The sequence below is a fragment of the Bacillus sp. GW823-FHT06A10 genome, assembly GCF_058795375.1.
Genome location: NZ_JBXAHT010000001.1, coordinates 1,660,835 through 1,680,838, shown reverse-complemented (window position 1 = coordinate 1,680,838; position 20,004 = coordinate 1,660,835). Strand labels below are relative to the sequence as shown.

14 protein-coding genes and 2 pseudogenes are annotated in these 20,004 nt (G+C 34.7%); 5 read left to right on the top strand and 11 right to left on the bottom strand.

The features are described from left to right. The first annotated feature begins 99 nt into the window (after window positions 1-99). A complete protein-coding gene (locus AC1Q8M_RS08470; RefSeq protein ID WP_025118216.1) occupies window positions 100-675 on the top strand; it encodes a hypothetical protein in 576 nt (191 codons plus the stop codon). 78 nt (window positions 676-753) lie between these two features. Here AC1Q8M_RS08470 and AC1Q8M_RS08465 read toward each other — a convergent pair whose 3' ends face one another. Continuing rightward, window positions 754-954: an alpha/beta-type small acid-soluble spore protein gene (locus tag AC1Q8M_RS08465; protein ID WP_000002881.1), complete on the bottom strand. Its 201-nt coding sequence runs from the start codon at window positions 952-954 to the stop codon at window positions 754-756. Between the two features lie 304 nt (window positions 955-1,258). Here AC1Q8M_RS08465 and AC1Q8M_RS08460 point away from each other — a divergent pair, with 304 nt between their 5' ends. Continuing rightward, window positions 1,259-1,726, top strand: coding sequence for an ASCH domain-containing protein (locus AC1Q8M_RS08460; RefSeq protein WP_025118480.1), 468 nt, complete (start codon window positions 1,259-1,261; stop codon window positions 1,724-1,726). 351 nt (window positions 1,727-2,077) lie between these two features. Here AC1Q8M_RS08460 and AC1Q8M_RS08455 read toward each other — a convergent pair whose 3' ends face one another. From AC1Q8M_RS08455 to AC1Q8M_RS08420, 8 genes and pseudogenes are all read right to left on the bottom strand, one after another. Continuing rightward, complete coding sequence (locus AC1Q8M_RS08455) at window positions 2,078-2,677, bottom strand: TasA family protein (RefSeq protein ID WP_016077688.1); 600 nt, start codon at window positions 2,675-2,677, stop codon at window positions 2,078-2,080. Window positions 2,678-2,937: 260 nt separating this feature from the next. Then, window positions 2,938-7,179 (bottom strand): S8 family serine peptidase, encoded by a 4,242-nt coding sequence (locus tag AC1Q8M_RS08450; RefSeq protein ID WP_025118481.1) that lies wholly within the window; start codon window positions 7,177-7,179, stop codon window positions 2,938-2,940. A gap of 403 nt (window positions 7,180-7,582) precedes the next feature. Then, window positions 7,583-8,224 (bottom strand): response regulator, encoded by a 642-nt coding sequence (locus AC1Q8M_RS08445; protein ID WP_000590664.1) that lies wholly within the window; start codon window positions 8,222-8,224, stop codon window positions 7,583-7,585. Window position 8,225: 1 nt separating this feature from the next. Next, window positions 8,226-10,058, bottom strand: a complete 1,833-nt coding sequence (locus tag AC1Q8M_RS08440) for a GAF domain-containing sensor histidine kinase (protein WP_002094017.1) — start codon at window positions 10,056-10,058, stop codon at window positions 8,226-8,228. Between the two features lie 644 nt (window positions 10,059-10,702). Further along, complete coding sequence (gene aiiA, locus AC1Q8M_RS08435) at window positions 10,703-11,455, bottom strand: quorum-quenching N-acyl homoserine lactonase AiiA (RefSeq protein ID WP_000216603.1); 753 nt, start codon at window positions 11,453-11,455, stop codon at window positions 10,703-10,705. A gap of 291 nt (window positions 11,456-11,746) precedes the next feature. Further along, window positions 11,747-12,219, bottom strand: a pseudogene (locus tag AC1Q8M_RS08430) (GNAT family N-acetyltransferase). 171 nt (window positions 12,220-12,390) lie between these two features. Next, window positions 12,391-13,479 (bottom strand): saccharopine dehydrogenase family protein, encoded by a 1,089-nt coding sequence (locus tag AC1Q8M_RS08425; RefSeq protein ID WP_001036801.1) that lies wholly within the window; start codon window positions 13,477-13,479, stop codon window positions 12,391-12,393. A 120-nt stretch (window positions 13,480-13,599) separates the two neighbouring features. Next, a complete protein-coding gene (locus AC1Q8M_RS08420; RefSeq protein WP_000995770.1) occupies window positions 13,600-13,911 on the bottom strand; it encodes an ArsR/SmtB family transcription factor in 312 nt (103 codons plus the stop codon). 247 nt (window positions 13,912-14,158) lie between these two features. Between AC1Q8M_RS08420 and AC1Q8M_RS08415 the strand changes: the two are divergent. Beyond that, a pseudogene (locus tag AC1Q8M_RS08415) lies at window positions 14,159-14,307 on the top strand (IS4 family transposase); the annotation flags it as partial. 501 nt (window positions 14,308-14,808) lie between these two features. Here AC1Q8M_RS08415 and AC1Q8M_RS08410 read toward each other — a convergent pair. Next, complete coding sequence (locus AC1Q8M_RS08410; protein WP_061660955.1) at window positions 14,809-16,083, bottom strand: alpha/beta hydrolase; 1,275 nt, start codon at window positions 16,081-16,083, stop codon at window positions 14,809-14,811. A gap of 257 nt (window positions 16,084-16,340) precedes the next feature. Between AC1Q8M_RS08410 and AC1Q8M_RS08405 the strand changes: the two genes are divergently transcribed. Continuing rightward, window positions 16,341-16,790, top strand: a complete 450-nt coding sequence (locus AC1Q8M_RS08405; RefSeq protein WP_000798525.1) for a MarR family winged helix-turn-helix transcriptional regulator — start codon at window positions 16,341-16,343, stop codon at window positions 16,788-16,790. 181 nt (window positions 16,791-16,971) lie between these two features. On the opposite strand, the gene asnB is transcribed toward AC1Q8M_RS08405, so the two are convergent. Beyond that, window positions 16,972-18,798 (bottom strand): asparagine synthase (glutamine-hydrolyzing), encoded by a 1,827-nt coding sequence (gene asnB, locus AC1Q8M_RS08400; RefSeq protein WP_000333856.1) that lies wholly within the window; start codon window positions 18,796-18,798, stop codon window positions 16,972-16,974. A gap of 376 nt (window positions 18,799-19,174) precedes the next feature. Here asnB and AC1Q8M_RS08395 point away from each other — a divergent pair, with 376 nt between their 5' ends. Further along, complete coding sequence (locus tag AC1Q8M_RS08395) at window positions 19,175-19,744, top strand: TetR/AcrR family transcriptional regulator (protein ID WP_000593069.1); 570 nt, start codon at window positions 19,175-19,177, stop codon at window positions 19,742-19,744. The last annotated feature ends 260 nt before the right edge of the window (window positions 19,745-20,004 follow it).

The window sequence follows — 20,004 nt, the reverse complement described above, 5'->3', positions numbered from 1 at the left end:
TGGATAGAATAAGTTTCTAGTTTGAAGACGATTTTACTATTGTCATATAAAAGAGTTATGTCAGTGGATGATTAGCACAAAGAGAAATGGAGTGAATTGATGAGCAGACGTTTTGCATTAACATATGAAAATAAGATTTTGAGAAAGATAATAATTACCGTAAGTATTGTCATACTCGTTTTCATTGCAACAGGGTGTGATTCTGTCCAAAATGAGGTAAAGGATGTAACGGATATTCCGCTTAACAGCAAACTAGATTCCCTTATTTCAGAAAGTATCATTGCCTGGAATCAAGACAAATTAAATCATACAGAAAAACAATTTGAGACGCATGTAATCTATGGAACTGAGATGAAGGATGAAAAAATGTATGTCTACCTCCATTCCCTCATGCAAGGATATAACCGCGAAACACAGACAGTTCCTCAAGCAGGACATTTACTTCCAGTCCGTGTGACAGTCACAAAAAATGGGGATGATTACATCATTGAAGATTACCATGAACCAGGAGATGGTGCTGAAAATGAACCTACTTTGCGCAACATGTTCCCGAATAAGTATGCGGATCAAGCACTTGCTATATCAAATAAAATAATACAATCATTAGAATCTCGTATGCAAGAATCCGTTTCTAAGTGGCTGGAAGAAACAAATAATGAGAGACAAGAAAGATAACAAATATACTATTTATAATCGAATACAAAACAAAAAAGGAGAGAAATAATCTCTCCTTTTTCTACTTTATACCTAGCATTATTTGTTATATCCACCAAGTTGCTGTTCTGCCATAGCAACGAGACGTTTTGTGATTTCTCCACCTACAGAGCCGTTCGCTCTTGCAGTTGAATCCGCGCCTAATTGTACGCCGAATTCTTGTGCAATTTCATATTTCATTTGATCCAGTGCGCTTTCTGCACCTGCAACCACTAAAGAGTTGTTACGATTGTTTGCCATCATATATCACCTCCTGTACGTTTAATATGCTACGAAACAAAGAAAATATTATTGGTAAATAAAACTATTTATAGTTTGTTCTTTTATCCACTATTTTACTTTTCCGTAACGATTTCAGCAGAATAACAGTATGAGTTTCGTTTATTCGCATTAATATACAGAATGGAAAATATGTTTACGAAGAGTTATATTTTTTATAAACATTTATCGATGTAGTTGTATTGCAAGTTCTTCTAAAATATTGACAGATAATATGCCGTGTGTTAAATTCAAAATATTTAAATATTAAGGAGATGAGTGACAGATGTCAGTTAATAAGATAGAAGAATATTGGTATATGTACTCTAAAGAAAATGAGTTAAACATGAGTGTTCCAGATGCATGGATGTTTGGAGATGGTTCCAAAGAAATGGGAGATGAATTAGGAAGTTTAGTAGTTAAAGGAATCAAAACAGGAACATGCGCTGCACATTGTGTTTATGAGCTTGAAGGGGAAGAAATTCAAAAAGTTGGTCAGTACGATATTGTATTGGATGGAGACAATAATCCATTAGCAATTATAAAATATACAAAGATCGATTTACTAAAAATGAATGAAGTAACAAGTAATTTTGCAAGATCTGAGGGTGAAGGCGATTTAAGCTATGATTATTGGTATAGTGAGCACGTTAAATTTTTCACTTGGGAATTAAGTCGGTATGGACTTACTTTTACTCCAGACTTAATGCTCGTTTGTCAAACGTTTAAAGTAATGGATGTTTATAAAAATTAAACATGGATGAAAATCAAACATGTTTATTTTATATTATGTTTTTAAGCATTTCGTCATGTAAAAAAACAAAATCCCCTTCAGGAAAGCTGCTAAGCTAGCGTAAGGTGCTAAATTCCCTCAAAGTATCTCAAAAGCTGGATAATCATTTAATATTTCTGTACTCTCCAACTTACAACAAAACACATCGCAAAATATTTTTACGATGTGTTTTAAAAGGGAAATCATCATCAAGTTTTTCACCCATATTTTTATAAGGAGTTTTACCATTGAGGATAAACGCCTTCATTTCAAAACAGTTCTTTTCATTTGTATACGATATGTCTCACACATATAGTATACAAATTATTACACTTACTTTTCTTCACCGCTTGCTTGCATGGAATTAAAAGTCCAATTTAATTTCAACGCATCTCCTTGAAATACATTTTGTTCTTCACCGTTATCTACGAATGTAAACATTACATAAAATGTATCATCATCACCTGGAGCAAGTCCATTTCCTTCTCGATCTACAATACCGTTCTTTACAAGATTAGGAATATTTCCATTTTGCGTAGCTACCTTTAATTCAGATAATGTAGTAGACCAAATTGGAACCTCATTTTTATCCAAGTTCCACAAGAAATCAACACGGATATGATCACCAAAATCAGCATTTCCATTATCCCCTTTCGCATCGATTACACTGTAATCTGTCAGGAGTTTCACATCTCCTATTGCTAAGGTTCCTTTGTTTACTAATTGAAAACCACGTTCCATTTCATCACCTGGTTTCAGATTGTCGACATTAATAACAACTTCTGGATTCACACTCAAATCTAAAGTACCCGCTGCAAACGTGTTTTGTGATACTTCCTTATCACTAAAATATGCATATGTTCCCCCGCCAATTAAGGATAAGCCAAGCATTGCAGTTACAACACCCATACCAAGTTTTTTCTTCATACCCATTTCACAAGTCCCCCTATTGTTAAAGTTTAAACTACAAACCTTATTTCCATCCCACAAACAACAATAATAATTAAGCAACTTCCTTGTCCCATAATGAAAGCAAACTTACTTTAAACTAGTTACTTCATGTACCCAAACGACTATGACTCTTAAAATGACCGGTAATGTTACCGTAAATCATTTCCGGTCATTTGTTAACCAATCCATTTCATTTAATATCCATTGTCTGATGCCTTTATTTACTCTAGAAGTTTGTCCACTTATTTTTTGGGTTCTAAACCGATAGAGCGTAAAATTTTCTCTAACGTCACTGGCCCTACATTTTCTTTCGGTTTCTCGTTTCCTTTAGCATCTGGGCCCTTTTTCAAGAAGTTTTTCTCAATTAAACGAACATCCGTTTCACCTACAACACCATCTTGATTTATATCTCCATCTTTTACAGATACTTTTCCTTTTCCATACGATAAAGCTGCTATTCTAGCATCTTGAATATCTACCATTTTATCGCCGTTTACATCACCTGCAAGGTTATCATCCATGTCAGCTCTAAAGTTTTGTCCCACTAATTCTCCATCCTGCATTTTCCCTATTTTTGTTGTTAATTTACTATTTAAATGACCTGGCATTTCTACGAAAATATCATATTCTTTATCGCTTACTGGAACACTATGAATTTCAAATTGTCCGTTATCACCAATCGTTCCTGTATATTTCTTTCCATCCTTTCCAACTGCGTACACTTTTGCTCCTAGTTTTGTATAGTCTTTCTTACCTAAATACCCCTCTTCATTCAAGAAAGCTTCCGGGCCAATATATCCTGTAACCGTTGAATGTTTCGAAACAATAGCAAAAGATTTATCTTTAAACGCAGGAATCTCAATGCCTTCTGATGCACCAACTTTTGTATAAGAGAACTTATCTACTCCAAATGCAGTCAAATCATTAAAGTATTCATCGTTCGTCATCTCGAATGTAACATCTAAAAATGGTTTATCTCCATCTAATCCTTTAAATTCTTTTCCTTCCAATGATGCGCCAACTTTCACCTTGTTTTCCCAAGCTCCTGCTTCACTTATCTTCGGATCTTCTAATTTAAGGTTCAATCCATGTTGTTCTACATATTCCGTAAGTGCTGGATTTGGTTTCACATCTGTAAATTTAAATAGCTGCTTGTAATAAGGAATTTCAAATGTACCTGACATAAGCTGTTTTACATTATTAAGATTCAAAGTTAATGTAATTTTCTCTCCTAATTTGATTTTATCTTTGTCATAACTTGGAACAGCGTATTCTGTCCCTTCTTTTACAAAGACGTAATCTTTATATCCAGTTGCCATATTCCCTGCAGTTGCAAGATCATATCCAAATAATTTTAAATTTAACGGCTCATTTATTTCCTCTGGAAGTACTCCAAATTTAAAATCACCATTTGCTTGAATTGTATTCAACCATCCCGATGGGAAGGCTGAGTTTTGATAATATACAATTTGATTCGCTTTTTGATCATATTGCAAGCCTTTTGCCTTTAATGCATCTACTGTAGAATCATAAATATTACCATGCACCCATAATGCACGCTGGCCGTCTTCTTCTTTAAACATAGAATCATTGACTTCGTGTATACCAGGTTGTACATCCTTAAATTTCATTTCAGGTATTACATTATCAATGATAATGCTATCGCCTTTTGTATAAGATTTTCCTTCTTTATCATATCCAACGAAGTTCAATTCGTAATCTCCATCAGGCAACATAACAGGTTTATCCGCAATTGGATGAGCTGGATTTCCTGTGAATGGAAGTACATACCCTCCCATACCAGAAAACATCATATATTCAACATTCGGTGTTAGACTACTTGCATTAAGTGTACCAACGACTCCTAATGCCTTCCCTGTCGTTCGGTCCTTCACAATTGCATCAATGGTTTCGAGAGGACTATTTAATTTAAATGACAACGGCGAACTTGGTCTTTCCATAAATGGATGGAATTTAGAAGCATCTGTTGCCATTGCATCTCTCAGTAAATCTACAGACGCAATCCCTTTTTCTGTGAATTTAACTGCAAATGGTACTTGATATACTTCTTTTTCATTGTTTTTATTTGAAATATGAATATAGCCCTCATATCTACCAAATTCAGCGTTTTCTGGAATGGTAATTTCAGGGTTAATTTCCTCTGATGCACCAGGAGCTACTTTAATAGAATCTGGTACGTTTAGCTTCACACCATTCTTCGCTGCATCTTGCACACCTACACTTGTAGGTGAAAATTTCACCTCTAATTTAAACTCTTTCCCATCTGTTTTACTGCTGTTCTTAATTAAAACTTTTCGACTATCTTTAATAGGCCCATTTTCAATTTGATTTTTATACCCAAATGCAATAGAACCTGTTTTTTCTTCAATTTCTACTTCTTCATCACCTACAACGTTTGATGTTTTATCAACAACCTCGATAGATGTATCTGCATGAACTGCACGATATGCATCAATTCGTCCTGAGCCCACCTCAAATACAGAACGCTCTTCCTTTAAATCAACTGCGGTATTCATGAGTGCTTCTTTTACTTCAAATGGACTATAGTTTGGATGTTCTTGTAAAATAAGTGCCGCTACCCCTGCAGTATGAGGAGTTGCCATAGAGGTACCTGACATACGTCCATACGCTACCGGATAATTATCTCCATCTTTTGGATCATTAATATATTCAGGAACAGTTGAGAAAATAGACACACCTGGTGCTACAATATCTGGCTTAATATCATCTGTCTTAGTTGCAGGACCGCGGGAGCTAAAATCAGCTAAGTGATCTCCCTCTGTTTTTATATTACTTAGTTCTCCAAACGCTAACGACACATCTCCTTGTACAGCTTTTACTTGTAATTTCTCACCATCTACTTTTGTTAAGCGGAACGATGGAATAGACGAAGTACTTTCCCCAAGATAACTTGTAATTTCACCATCTACATTGTTATATACGATTACCGCTTTTGCGCCTGCTTCCTTAGCATGCTTAATTTTTTCATCAAATGTAATCTCACCGCGTTGGATAAGAGCTAATTTTCCTTTTACATCTTTTCCTGTAAAATCATTTGATTTTCCAAGCCCTGCATATACAACTGATACGGATTGACCTTTCAAATCTTCAATCTTATCAGTAAAGCTTTTTCCAAGTAGCATCATCTTATCCACATGTAAATCACCTGCATCGATAGAAAACGTTGGGATCGTCATTGCAGCATCACTGGCTCCAACTGTAATTGGAAGTGCCGCTGCACTAGGTGATCCAATGGTACCTTCTTCCGGACCACTGTTACCTGCTGCTACTACTGTAACAACACCAGCTAACATCGTATTGTTCACTGCGACAGAAGTAGGATATAAAGGATCATTAATAGACGCTCCTAGTGATAAATTGATAACATCCATATCGTCTTTCACCGCTTTATCAATCGCAGCAAGAATACCGCTTGTTTGTCCACTTCCATATGGACCTAATACGCGATATGAATATAAATCTACATCTGGAGCAACACCCTTCACTGCATAATCCACACTATTCTGTTTGTCTGCAGCAATTGTCCCAGCTACATGCGTACCATGGGATGTATAATATGCACTCCCCTCATAAATCTCAGGATATCCTCCAGAATTTTGCCAATCCTTATACGTTGTCTCCATTGGATCAGCATCATTATTAACAAAGTCCCATCCTTTTATGGAGTTCGGATCTATTTTACTTGGATCTTCACCTTGTTTTGCACGATATCCTTTATATGCATCTTTCAAATCCGGGTGGTTGTAATCAATACCTGTGTCCAGTACACCTACCTTAATTCCTTTCCCTGTTATTTTTTCATCATGCAGCTTGTCCACACCAATTTGCGGTACACTATCCGCCATTTTCGGTTCAACAGCAGTCTTAGTTGTTTCTTTCGGCAAATCAATTTTAACCTCATGATCTTCCCATACGCGCTTAACGATACCGGTACGAACTAAGTCTTCGATCATATTTGCTGGTAAAGAAATCGCTACACCATTAAAAGCATTCTTATATTCTCTTGTTATTTTTGCAGATTTTACATTTGTTCCTTTCTCTTTATTCTTTTGAAGCTGCTCAAGCTCTGCTTTAAATCCTTTATGTGATGCCTCTACCTTTTGTTCCGCATTTGAAAGAGCTACTTTTTTCCCTTTAGCCGCTTGTTTTAATACCTCTATTTTGCTAGGCGCTTGCTTAAATTCTATAATCACATTCACATTATTAGGACTTGTTGTATTGATACCTGGCGAAATAACAAAACCTGGTTTTGTATCTAACGTTTTTAAGGCATTACGTTGTTCCTTTGTAAGACCTTTTAAGATAGCATTTGCATCATCAATTCCAGTTAAAGTAGATGTATTTACCTCTTCCGCTAATACGTTATATGGAATTCCTTGAGACAATAACATTCCAGCTGTTAACGTTCCAATAAGAATCTTTCCAAATTTCCCTCGTTTCATATTACATCTCCCCATTATTAATATTATTTTTTGAAACAAATTGATTCTTAAATTCCCATGTAGCATTGGAAACTCTATTAATCTTAATCTTTTGTATCATGAAAGATTTCCAACACTACTACCATCCCCATACCTTACATAGCTAACCACTCACTTTACTCTTTCTATAAGAGCCCTCCGTCATTTATTTCCAACAAAAGATTTTCACAAAATGAATTATTAACAAGATTAAAATGTAATTCTATTTTTATTATTCCACATTTTGATTATTCTGAAAATTAAACAAAAGGAGTATCTTTTCTCTAAGGATTCTATGCCTACATAGTACAAAAGAACTACCTTGTCCTTTATTCTTTGTAATACAGAATAAAGCGACACGATAGTTCTTTGATAGATTTCTTATTTAATCTAGCGGAACTAATTGATTTCGGACTGCATAAATCACTGCTTGCGATCGACTTTTCACATTTAGCTTTTTAAAAATTTTATTGATGTGAATTTTAACTGTTTTATCACTAATATATAAAACTTCAGCAATTTCTTTATTACTAAGTCCTTTTACTAGTTCAAAGAGAATTTCCTTTTCACGTTCCGTCAGTTCATTTTCATTTGATTCTACTTTCATTTTTTGCTGATGATATGTAATTAATTTTTTAGTCATACGCGGATGAATGACTGAATCGCCTCGATATAACATTCGAATTGCTGCTACTACCTGATCTGATGATGAATCCTTCAATAAATAACCATCAGCACCGGCCTGGAGTGCATCCATTAAATACTCGTCATGTTCATACATTGTAAACACAAGTACACGGCAACTCGGATATTTTTTTTTCACTAACTCTGTAGCTTCAATCCCATTTTTCCCTGGAAGATTAATATCCATCAAAATACAATCTGGTCGGCATTCTTCTACTTTTCCCAATACTCCATCCCCAGAGCTAGCTTCTCCAACCACTTTTATATCAGATTCATCCTCTAGTATGCTCCGAATTGCATCCCGTAAAAAAGCATGATCATCTACTACTAATATTTTAATCATTTTACGCACCCCTTGTTTGTGAATCTGGAATTAACAGTGTAATTTCTGTCCCTTTTCCTACAGAACTATCAATCTGTAAAGTAGCCCCTAATTGGTCAGCTTGTTCATTCATATGTAATATACCATAATGTGGCTCATTCTTCGTTTTAACCATAGACTCAAATAGTGAAAAGCCAACTCCATTATCCTTAACTCTTAAAAGCACGTGCTCCCTTTGATAACTGATTAAAACATCAGCCTTTTTTGCTTGCGCATGTTTTACAATGTTTTGCAAACTCTCTTGTAATGTATCAAAAATAACCCTTTCTTTTGAAAAACTAAGCGCACGTGCATGACCCCTTTCATGATATGTAATATCTAGTTCATATTCTTGTTTTAAAGATTTTATTTTACTTGCTATCGCCTGCTTAAGGCCTAATTGTTGTGTCGGATATGGTTTTAAAGCATAAATAGAATAGCGAACTTCTCCTAGGCTTACTCTTAAATCTTTTATGCTTTTCTCTACTACTTGCTGCATATCTTTTGGTTTATCACAGTATTTTTTCTGCGCGGATTCTAGTTGGAATATCACCCCGGCTAATGTTTGCGCAATACCATCGTGAATTTCACGGGCGATTCTATTTCTTTCTTCTAAAATCATTCTTTTTTCCTGTTCAGAAATCAATATCCTTGTTTTAACAACGTTAGCTAATTGGTTAGAAAATGTAGCTAACGACTGTACATCCTCCGGAAAGAAACCTGCATTTCTACTTTTCCCTGCAACAAACATTCCGACTAATTCATCATTTACTATAAGAGGAAAATATACAAGTGAGCGTATAACACTATCAAATATTTCATCTTCAGGAGCCGTGCCAATTTTCCAATCATTAAATACAAGATTTTTAGAAAGTTCCTCAAACTCCCTGATCTTTTCTGAATCATCAGATATATCAGAGCGGACTTTCCCATCTTTTAATAGAATATTCCAGTTCCCATCATCTTTTGTCCATATTACATATGCTTGTATGCCAAAAAACCCTTTAAGTGCTTGTTTAATATGTTTCAAGTTTCCTCCGGTTAATCCTCGACTAATTTCAGTCGTAATAAGGAATAACTCATATAATCGTTCCTTCTCCATCCTTATCCGTACAGAAAAAGAACTAATAACGGAAGTTGCTACAAGTGGAAAAAAGAAAAACAGTACTGTAATTTCGTTTACTTCCACACTATATGTACTAATTAGTACATGCATCAGTGCCGCATAAGAGAAACCAAAAGTTTCGCAAAGAAATACCGTAATAGTTTTTTTATACCATTGATAAATTGAATATGGCTGCGGAAGAAGTATCATTAACAAATCATAAAAGCGATTGTTGAAAAAACAAAAAAACACGCAAAATAATAACAAAGATATTAAATTCTCATACAGAACTGACATACCTATCTTATTAATTATTAAGGACATACATTTGTCTGAAAACCATTTGGCAAAGATCAAACTAAGTGCATGTTGAGTACTATTAAATAACATTCTTTGTATCGGTGAACGACGATGCAGGTGAATAATTAGCGTGACAAGTACAATAGCAACAATAGTTATATGGATTCCAAACTGCCAACTCATAGCGTAAATTATCGGAAAGGTAAGCGAACTAGTTCCTCTCCAAAATCTTACAGGAAAATACTCTGCAATCCCCATAAAAAGTAACAACAATATTAGTATTGTTAGATGAGAAGGGATTTTAATTTCAAGTAAAGATATAGTTATAGTAACCAAACCAAGAAAAGAAATAAAATAAAGATAAAAACTAGCAATCTTTTCTCTCATAAAGATAGAATTTACATCTTTCAAAACAACCCCTTCTTTCCTTATAAAAACTTCATCTTCTCTATTATCCAACAAAAAACCGGCACTGGCAAAATGGAAGGACATCCACTAGCCAATCACCGGCTGTGTACTACACCTAAAAAGGCAAGACACAATACTAGTATATATCAGTTTGTGAAGTTTACCCATTAGTCAAATGGTGTAATTGTACATACTTTTAGACTTAGGTCTACTAATACAAAAGATGTATACGCAATTTAAATTTTGATTCACTAAAAAAATTCTAAGAAAAATAGGAAGGCAATCGTAGTAAATACTTATCTATATTAATTTCATCTAAATCTTTAGGTTATGTATGTGTCAAATACTCCCCATCTAATATTTGCAAATAACCCATGAGATAATCTCCTTATATACTATATATGAAGTTTATCACTTAATATTTATTGAAGAAAAGGCGATGCATACAATATTCAAATCTAATTAACATATCATTTGATTATCGGTAGCGAGATTAAAGAGACTCCCTACTCTTAGAAAGGAACCTCCAATTCATATTATTACCCCATGCCCATCAACTTAAGAATTTTATAACACCCCAAAACAAAAAGTCATGACCTAACTTTCGGGGTCACCTCAAACGAGCCCATGACTTTTTATATGCTATCTCACAAATAATCCGGGAACACTTTACAGCCCTTTTCTTGCTCCATATCATGGCCAAAGAAAATAATCGGATTTTCTTTCTTAACAACATCTTTTAAACGTTTTATTGAAGATAAAGCTAAATCCGAATCAAACCCAGCAAACGGTACTTCATCTTCAAAGTTTTCTTTCGTATATGATGCATCAATAGTTAGCAACACTGGACCTGATTTTTCCGTCTCAATTAATAATGACTGATGACCTGGCGTATGTCCCGGTGTATATATTAATTGCACACCTGGCACTACTTCATAATCTCCTTCAATGATTTTATAGTTTAAATTCGGCAATATACATTCTTTCAAATATTCCTCTCTGTAGAGTGCTACCTCATATTCAGCACGCTGTACAATAATTGGTGTATTTGTAAAAACGCCATTTCCTCCTGCATGATCAAAATGCAAGTGAGAACTAATGATATAAAGAAGATCTTCTGGCTCATATCCGGCACGCTTTAAAATATTTGCGATCCTATCGTTCTCATTCATTTTAGGTAAAACTTGTCCTTCAACAAATGTACCTTTAAAAAGATTCTCATTATTAAGAGCACTTTCTGGCATACCTGTATCTACTAAAATAAGTCCCTCTTTTGTCTCCAAAAGATAACACCAAACAGGTAAGTTTAGTAGTTTACCCGGTGTAAGTGTACTATTAACTGAAGAATGATCCAACATACAACGACCTGCTGGGAGGAAATAAAGCTTCTTTACTGTCATTATGTATCCACCTTTACAAATAATTTAGGATAAAACAATACAATATAATATTTCGCTTATTAGAAATAAACTCCTTTTCACCTTTCATTATTTCAACCATTATTTTTTCAATTGTTCACAACTTTTCATTACAAATTCAGTGATACTGGAAAACCTATGCAGGAATTCAGTCCGCCTTTAGGCATAGGATAAAAGTGTCAACTTTCCGTAGAAAAGTTAACGTCAAGTAACTCCAAAATATATAATAAAGGTTGATTTTAGAGTTACTTTTCCACATTGGAATATCTTGTCTTATTCCCCTTTTTCGGTGGATGGGCAAAAACACCCTAATTCTAGAAATTCATCAGTTTCCATAAAACCAAACTTCTTATACACTGGTCTACCCATTTTTGAAGCCCCAAGCCATATTTGTGAGATACCTGAAATCTTGACTTCATCAACTAATTTAGTTAACAGCTTTGTTGCGATTCCTTGCCCACGATAATTTTCATTAGTATACATATTTGTGATATAAGCCTTTTTTCCAGTCTTATTGGTGTAACAAGGTGGAAATTCATAAAAAATTACTGCACCACAAGCTATAGTTTCTTCATTATCTTCCACTAGCCATTTAATTAAAGTACCTTCACTTAGTTTATTTTTAAAGAAAGCATATAGTTCTCTACCAATATCTATATTAGGTTCTATCCCCTCATCAACTAATTGCTTTTTCTTAACTCGACCAATTTATCAATATCATCGATATTTGCTTTGCGATATTTCAACTTTTCACAACTCCTTTATAAAATTACAACTGACCAGCCCCATAGCATAATTAATTCTCATCATTTTACCATTGGTTCTTATTAAACTAAACTGCCATTAAGTTATTTGGGGTATTTGCTCTTCTTTGCTTGATAGCCATATGTGTACTACCACGAATAGAACGATACCTTTTATATATTTTCTTTCGTAATATTAACCCCATATTCCCTATAAAAATCTAAAATTACAGATGCATTCATACCCAAATCTAATAAATTTTCCGGAAAGTAAATTTTAGAATCCAGAACCATAATATCAGATGTTTGTAAAATGTTCTCTGCTTGGACAGCTGCTCCTAAAGCAGTAAGATGTGTCTGTCCTAACGGATCTGATATGTTCACACATCGCCTATGCAATACACCATTAGCATCATAACCTTTAAGATGAATAACTATGTTATGTGCACTTCCACTTCCGGGTTTATAAAGAATATTTTTTCGTAAGTCATTAAATTTTTCTCCACTAATCAGTTTCCAAATTCCTGTATTCACCAGAGAAACCAGTCCATATGTAGATATTTTACTATCAAAAGCAATCCGAAAGTTAGCCGAAACAGCATGAATTGATTCTGGCAGGGTTACGTGATCAGGAGTATCCAAACGATAACATTTGGTTATATAACCGTTGGGAAAGCGGACTTTGATCGGATCAGTCATTGGATAAGCCTGTCGCATTCCCTCTCGAGCTTTGACTTCAAATGGAATCGTTAACCGGTCCATATATGCTGTTGAATTTGGTCCTGCTTTGTCTTGAAGAGAATATAGTGCGTTGATATCAACCGTAACCTCTTGAATATCTTTTGAATACATTTTAGCAAAAAGGGCTGCTGTCCCTCCCATCCACCCTGAAGCTAATACAACAGGGGATTGGACCTCAACATTTTTTAATCGATCAATAGAACTCTTAAAACGTTCAGTCCAACGAGTAATGTCAACCAATGGAATTTTTTTTTGAACTGCAGATAGAAGTAGTCTATCTTGCGGGTCATTAACCGCATTAACAACTAATGTGAAATTATCATCCAAATTTCTTAACGGATCATCTGTTGTGTTGTCTACAGTGACTATTTTTACTCTATCTGATTCAAAAGGTAACGCTTTCCCTAAAGTTCTTCCTCCTAATCTAATTTCCAAATCAGGATGTCGATCATGTAAAATTTGAGCAATTTGACTACCAACAACACCATACCCACCAACAATTAATACTGTTTTCTTATTCATCTGAAACCTCCATTTTAATTAGTGTGAAATCATAAGTTCAAATGATTAAAAGCTTAAACCTTTTAACATAATGTCGCTAAAAAAAGGGACAAAGGGTGCCCCTAAACTATAAATGAGTACCTAATTCTTACATTCATCTTCAACTAAAGAAACAAGTTCTTTTAAAAGATTTATTGTTTCATTAAATTCAAGACAATAATACATTTCAGTGCCTTTTTTCTGAACTCGAAGTAACCCTGATTGTTTCAATATTTTCAAATGATGAGATACAGTAGGTCTTGACATGGGAATATGCTCCGCAATTTGCGTCACATTCAAGCTATCTTTATCAATTAAAAGCGATACAATTTGCTGACGAGTTGGATCTCCCAACCCTTGGAAACATGGTCTTAAATTTTCTAAAATATGCATTACTTTATCATTACAGTTCATTTCGCTAACATTACCTTCCGTTTAAGAATTTAATCATTTAAACGTATTATAAATTACATTGCTATCTAATGCAATAAAGAAGTAGCACCAACTTTAATTATAAATATTGAAAGTTTCATAAACAGCCATTTTCAATTTTCCAGATTTGTAAGAATGTCAGTTCTTTTTTCTGTAACAATTGTCAAATTCATTCTAGCTATAACCAGGACAAACCCACGAAATTTACTAAGCTTATATCGGATTGTATCAAGAACTTTCAACTCAAGTAATTCTGCTTCGCCTGTTTATCCTCCTACAGAAAAATGGCGAAAGTTCCACTGTTATGAGAAAAAGAAAGTCTTTAATATTTTAGATGTTGTCTATAATTGTACTCTGTGTCACAAGAAAACAGCATAGCAATAAATAAAATGCCTTAACTTCTCATAAATGACTGTTGTAGTGATATAAAATTTTCGTTATGGGGGTAATTTAAAATATTAACTTAATAGCTATGGGGTACCGCCACACATCCATCAACTTAAAAATTCAAAAATAGGGACTTTGATTTGTCTTGCAATCCCATCCAATGATACTTAGCCTTTTATGAAGGTCATGTTCCTCAGACCGTAGATTTGTCATTGTCTGTCTCAACAATTCGGGTCTGGATCCCTAGAGAATATATGTATGCTAGTTGTGCTCAAGAAAAAATATAGTTTGTCTTCCTACTTTATAAATCCCTTAACATTTCCTGTAACTTTCCTCCGTGTTTTTCAGCAATTCGAAGTCTTCCGCACTTTGAATATCCTCATCAATGTCCATAATTATGAGGAGTCTAAAAATTTGAAGAAAACAACAAAAATAGTGTAAAAAAGCTACATACTATTTTTGTTGTTTTCTTTTTTAATCAGTATAAATTTGTTAATTATTACAAGCGTTTAATTTATTACACTTTTTGCGTGCTTTAATTTCCGCCGGCTGGGCACCAAGCCAATAAGTTGGAAAAGCTGTCCCTTCAGTAACACCCCCATCACGATGCATGTAATAACGCTCATCATGGTTAGCTTTAAAGTTTCCTTCAAGTGCAAGTTCCACCCACTCTGCACCAAAACGAAAAATTTCTGCAGCTACTCCACCAAGCGGGTGAAATTCATTCTCATAGACGCGTATCTCCTTTGGTGCTTCTACAAACTCATAAAGACTTAATGCTTCTTCCAAACGGGTAAGTTCATCAAATTCTCCTATTCCCATGAAGACTGGACAAGTAATCTTTGGCGCCAATTTCCACAGGTTCATCTGGCTACTCAACTCGTTTTCAAAAGCAACTTCATCAGTGTAACCAGACATGTACATAAAATTGGCTTTGAAACTCGGCTGAGCTCTGTTAAAGATGGTATCAAATTCACCATATACACCTTCAAAAGTGGCTATAGCGTTTATACGATTATCACTCGCAGCAGCTCGCATCCCCCAATACCCACTCATACTGATACCAAAAAATCCAATCCGTTTTGGATCAACCTCAGGCCGTTTTAATAGAAAATCGATATAACAACTAACGGCGCGTTCGTAATTAGTCAAATCGACTTTTAGACCTTCAGATACAGATTCACCTTGACCCGGTCCTTCAATTGATAGAGCTATGATACCACGAGACGTATAATAACGTTGCGCAATCTGTATATAGTCTTCCTTAATCATATCCATACCTGGACCTAATATTACTGCTGGTGCATTCTGAACTTCACCTGAGGGCAAATGAAGTAGTGCATATATCTGTTTGCCTTCAAATTCTAGTACTATACGTTGTACTGTTCCTCCTCCAAGTGATGAAATAGCTGCCACACATTCGTTACAACGTTCTCGAAATGCCAATTTTCGTGGATCATCATTAAAATATGAATATTGTGCACGTCCCCACATAACAGCAGCTCGCTGATATAGATCACGAGCAGTAACAGTGAATCCCTTTTGTTCATAATGTTTTGCACGTTCTTGAGCCTGAGAAGCAACCGTCGCCCATGCTTTTGGTATCATTGCTCCACTCTTTACTTGAGAAAAAACTTTATCAAAATCAGTGTGGTCATGTCCTAACTGTTCCATAGTTGCCTTTGCTTCAGGATGCAAAGCATCAAACCCACCAAGTGCAAGGGCTATATCTAAAGCCCATCCTTGAGATTGTGAACGTTGAGTCATAATAATCATCCTTCATTATTTTAATTAAGTACTTAACAATTAAGTACTTAATTAAAATAATGAAGGATAATATGTACTTTTGTCAAGACTACAAACCAAGTCGTCTTATTATTTTATTGATGATTTAAGGTGAGCATATATAATATTGCTTGGAAAATGAATAGCCAGTCTCTACTTAATTTGACTCTACTCTTTTTCATATGTTAATGTTAACACCATATAATTAAGTACTTAGTTAACGGGAAAATGGTGATGTTATGAAAAATTCTTCAAATAAGTTAACTGCGATAGACGAACTTAGTCAAGCTATATATAGTCTGACTGCAGCCGATGGACGTTTAAGAGGGCGAGCTACTCGTACATTAGGGGCAGTTTCAATGGTCCATGCTCGAACCCTTAAAGTATTAGCTGAAGAAGGCGAATTGTCAGTCAAAGAATTAGCTGATCGAGCAGAAACTACCGCCGCTGGTATTACTCAATTAATCAATGGATTACAACAGGCTGGTTACGTTGAGCGTGTTCGTTCAAATAACGACCGGAGAGTTGTCAATGTCCAACTTACGCCTAGTGGTTTAAACTGTCACTTAGAAAGAGAGAAAAAACTAAAACATATTCTTAATGCGAACCTTTCAGATTTTGATCCAGAGCAAATCGAGAAATCCTCTGAAATAATTAGGTGTCTAGTTCATGTCCTTGACCAACTATAATAGTATTCTAAAGCTTTCTTGAGTTTTTAGAACTAACACATCGCTATTATGCTAAAAGAACTAGTTACCCCAAAATAATAAAACCGCATCTCCAATTATTAGATAAATATCTAATCCATTGGAAATGCGGTTCACTTAGGTCATTGATGTTTCAGCTATTCTCTTTATTTGAAAATTACATCTACCATACTAATTTAATATTATATTCCTGAAGCCAACTATTAACTTGAAGTAAATAATCTATTATACCTCGTGCATCATTACCTGAAATTACTTCGTCTTTTCCTTCTGCAATAGCACAAACTCTTTCTACATTAATTAATGGCAAAATAGGTGATTCAGGATTGTTCAACACATGTAACATCCAATCACTAATACCTTGTACATAAGAGGCATCCTTTGTGCTTGGATATGCACTTTTTTTGCGATAACGCACATCTTCTGGAAGTACATTTTCAAAAGCTCGACGTAAAATACCTTTTTCAATATTGTCTATGCTTTTCATTTCGAATGGGACATTCCATAAGTATTCTACAAGCCGGTAATCGCAAAATGGAACTCGTACTTCAAAGCCATTCATCATACTTGTGCGATCTTTTCGTTCTAGCATAAATGGCAAGAAACGTGTAATAAACATGTAAGACATTTGACGTTGCTTCATTTGCAGATCACTTTCACCTTCTAAAAAAGGAACCTCAGCAACCGCATCTTCAAATTTTTGTTTTTGATATTTTTCAGGGCTAATCTTCGCTTTAAAATCCTCTGATAGAATTTCTGTGCTATACCATAAATTAACACTCCAAGGGAATATCTCTGCATCTAGAAACTTCTCTTGATGGAACCATGGATATCCTGAGAATACTTCATCTGCGGATTCGCCTGAAAGTGCAACTGTTGCATCTTTTTTCATTTCCTTAAATAACAAATAAAGAGACGTTTCTAATTCTCCAACTCCAGGTAGATCACGCGCTCGCATTGGAGTTAATAAATGCTCTATTAAACTATCTGATCCTAACTCTATAGAATGATGCTTTGTTCCTACATATTCAGCCACACGTTTCACCCAAGGTTCATCACGATCAAAACGAAGGAAGTCTTGCTCAAAGTCTTTTTCATCATTGATGAAATTCAGGGAATATGTATGAAGACGTTCCCCTTTATTCCCAAATTCGTTTCCTGCTAAACCTGTTAAACCACTGGAATCTAAACCTCCAGAAAGCATAGATACCACTGGTTTATCAGCAATTAACTGACGTTTTACCGTATCTTGTAAAATGGAACGGATTGTCTCAACTGTTGTATCAATATCATCTACATGTTCTTTACTTTCAAGTTTCCAATACTGTGTCGTAGTCGAGCCATTAGAGGTAAACGTCATGTAATGCCCAGCACGCACTTCATGTATATCCTTGAAAATAGCATGACCAGGAGTACGTGTTGGCCCAAGACAAAATATTTCAGAAAGTCCTTCTTTATCTACCTCTGCATCTACAAATGGATGCGAAAGTAAAACTTTTAACTCTGAACCAAAGAGAATTGCGCTTCCCCTTTGAGCAAAAAATAAAGGTTTCACACCTAGATGATCACGACCAAGCATCAATTTCCCAAATCTTTCATCCCAAATACCAAAAGCAAAAATCCCATTTAGATGTTGAACACAATCTTCTTGCCATTCTAAGTAAGCATGTAGTAATACCTCTGTATCCGACTTGGTCTGAAATTTATGACCTTTCTCCTCAAGTTCTTTACGTAATTCTTGATAGTTATAAATTTCTCCATTGAACGTAAGGCCAATCATATCATTTCCATCTTTATAGAGCATAGGTTGAAGGCCACCTTCAGGATCAATGACGATGAGACGTCGATGACCTAATGCCGCTCGTTTTGAAAACCAATGCCCCTCTGCATCAGGTCCTCGGTGAATGATAGCATCTGTCATTTTTTTTAACGTTTCTTGTTCATTAGACAGGTCTTTAGACCAGTCTATCCACCCTGCAATTCCACACATAGTGTCTACCTTCTCTCAAATAGTATAGAAACCGACTAAAATCGAATATCAGTCGGTTTTCCGTAAAAAAATCCGACTAAAAACGTCTTTTAGTCATGTTTATATAATAAAATGAATTGAATAAAAAATCAAATAATTAAATCAAGAAAGAAATCATCGTCCGATTAAAAAATTATTACCTTAAACTTTCATTTTTATCTTAAGTGATACAGTTGCATTCTATTATAGTTATATACTAGAAATAAGAATGGTGTATGTTATTCTATAAGAAGCAAATAGAGGACTTTCTATTAGGATTTACAAAATTAGAAATGAACTAATACAGAATGTAAAGACAGAAAACTTCGCTAAATATTTCAAGGATAGGGTGTAGACAATGATCAAATTAGAAAAAGAAAATAAAAAAATGAAAATCATTCAATCTGCCACAATACTGTTCTCTACGCGTGGTGTCCGTAACACAACGGTTGATGAAATTGCAAAGACAGCTAAAGTTGGTAAAGGTACTATTTATTATTACTATACAGATAAAACTGAAATATTATGCGACTGCTATATGCGTCATATTCAGCTTAAACGCTCACAATTATTTAATTTATATAAAGAAGAAAAAGATGTTTTACTTCGAATACAAAAAATTCTTCATTATATCAGCCTAGAATATCATCAAGATCCATTTGTTTCTACACTCTTTCAAGAATATAAAGAGTACCATTCACCTGAAATTACAACTTGTTTTAAACAATCTGAAGAAGAAGCAATTAACATGATAAGTAATTTACTTGAAAAAGGTTATCAGCAAGGAGCTTTGCATAAGGTCCCATTACCGCTTACAGCTTTTATGTTAGTACGAATGATTTTTAACTACGAACAGGATTATATAAAAGATGATAAAAGTGATACAGAATTTCTGCAGTTGCTAAAACATATGCTTCTTAAAAACTAGTTTTAACCACATACAAAAAATAAGTGCGGTGCAATTATATGAAGAAGAACGTGAATAATGGCGGTTTTTTATGAGTTCTTTTCACTCTAGACAAACATACGAAATATCCAACGCTTATGTAGAAATGAATGAAAAAATCATATAAATTTTTCTAAAATTAGAAAGCCTATACTTAAATCTACAATAAAATAGCCCAGTAAAAAGAGCGTGTTTCATCTATCTAAACACGCTCTTACAAATATTTAAACCCTATATGATTT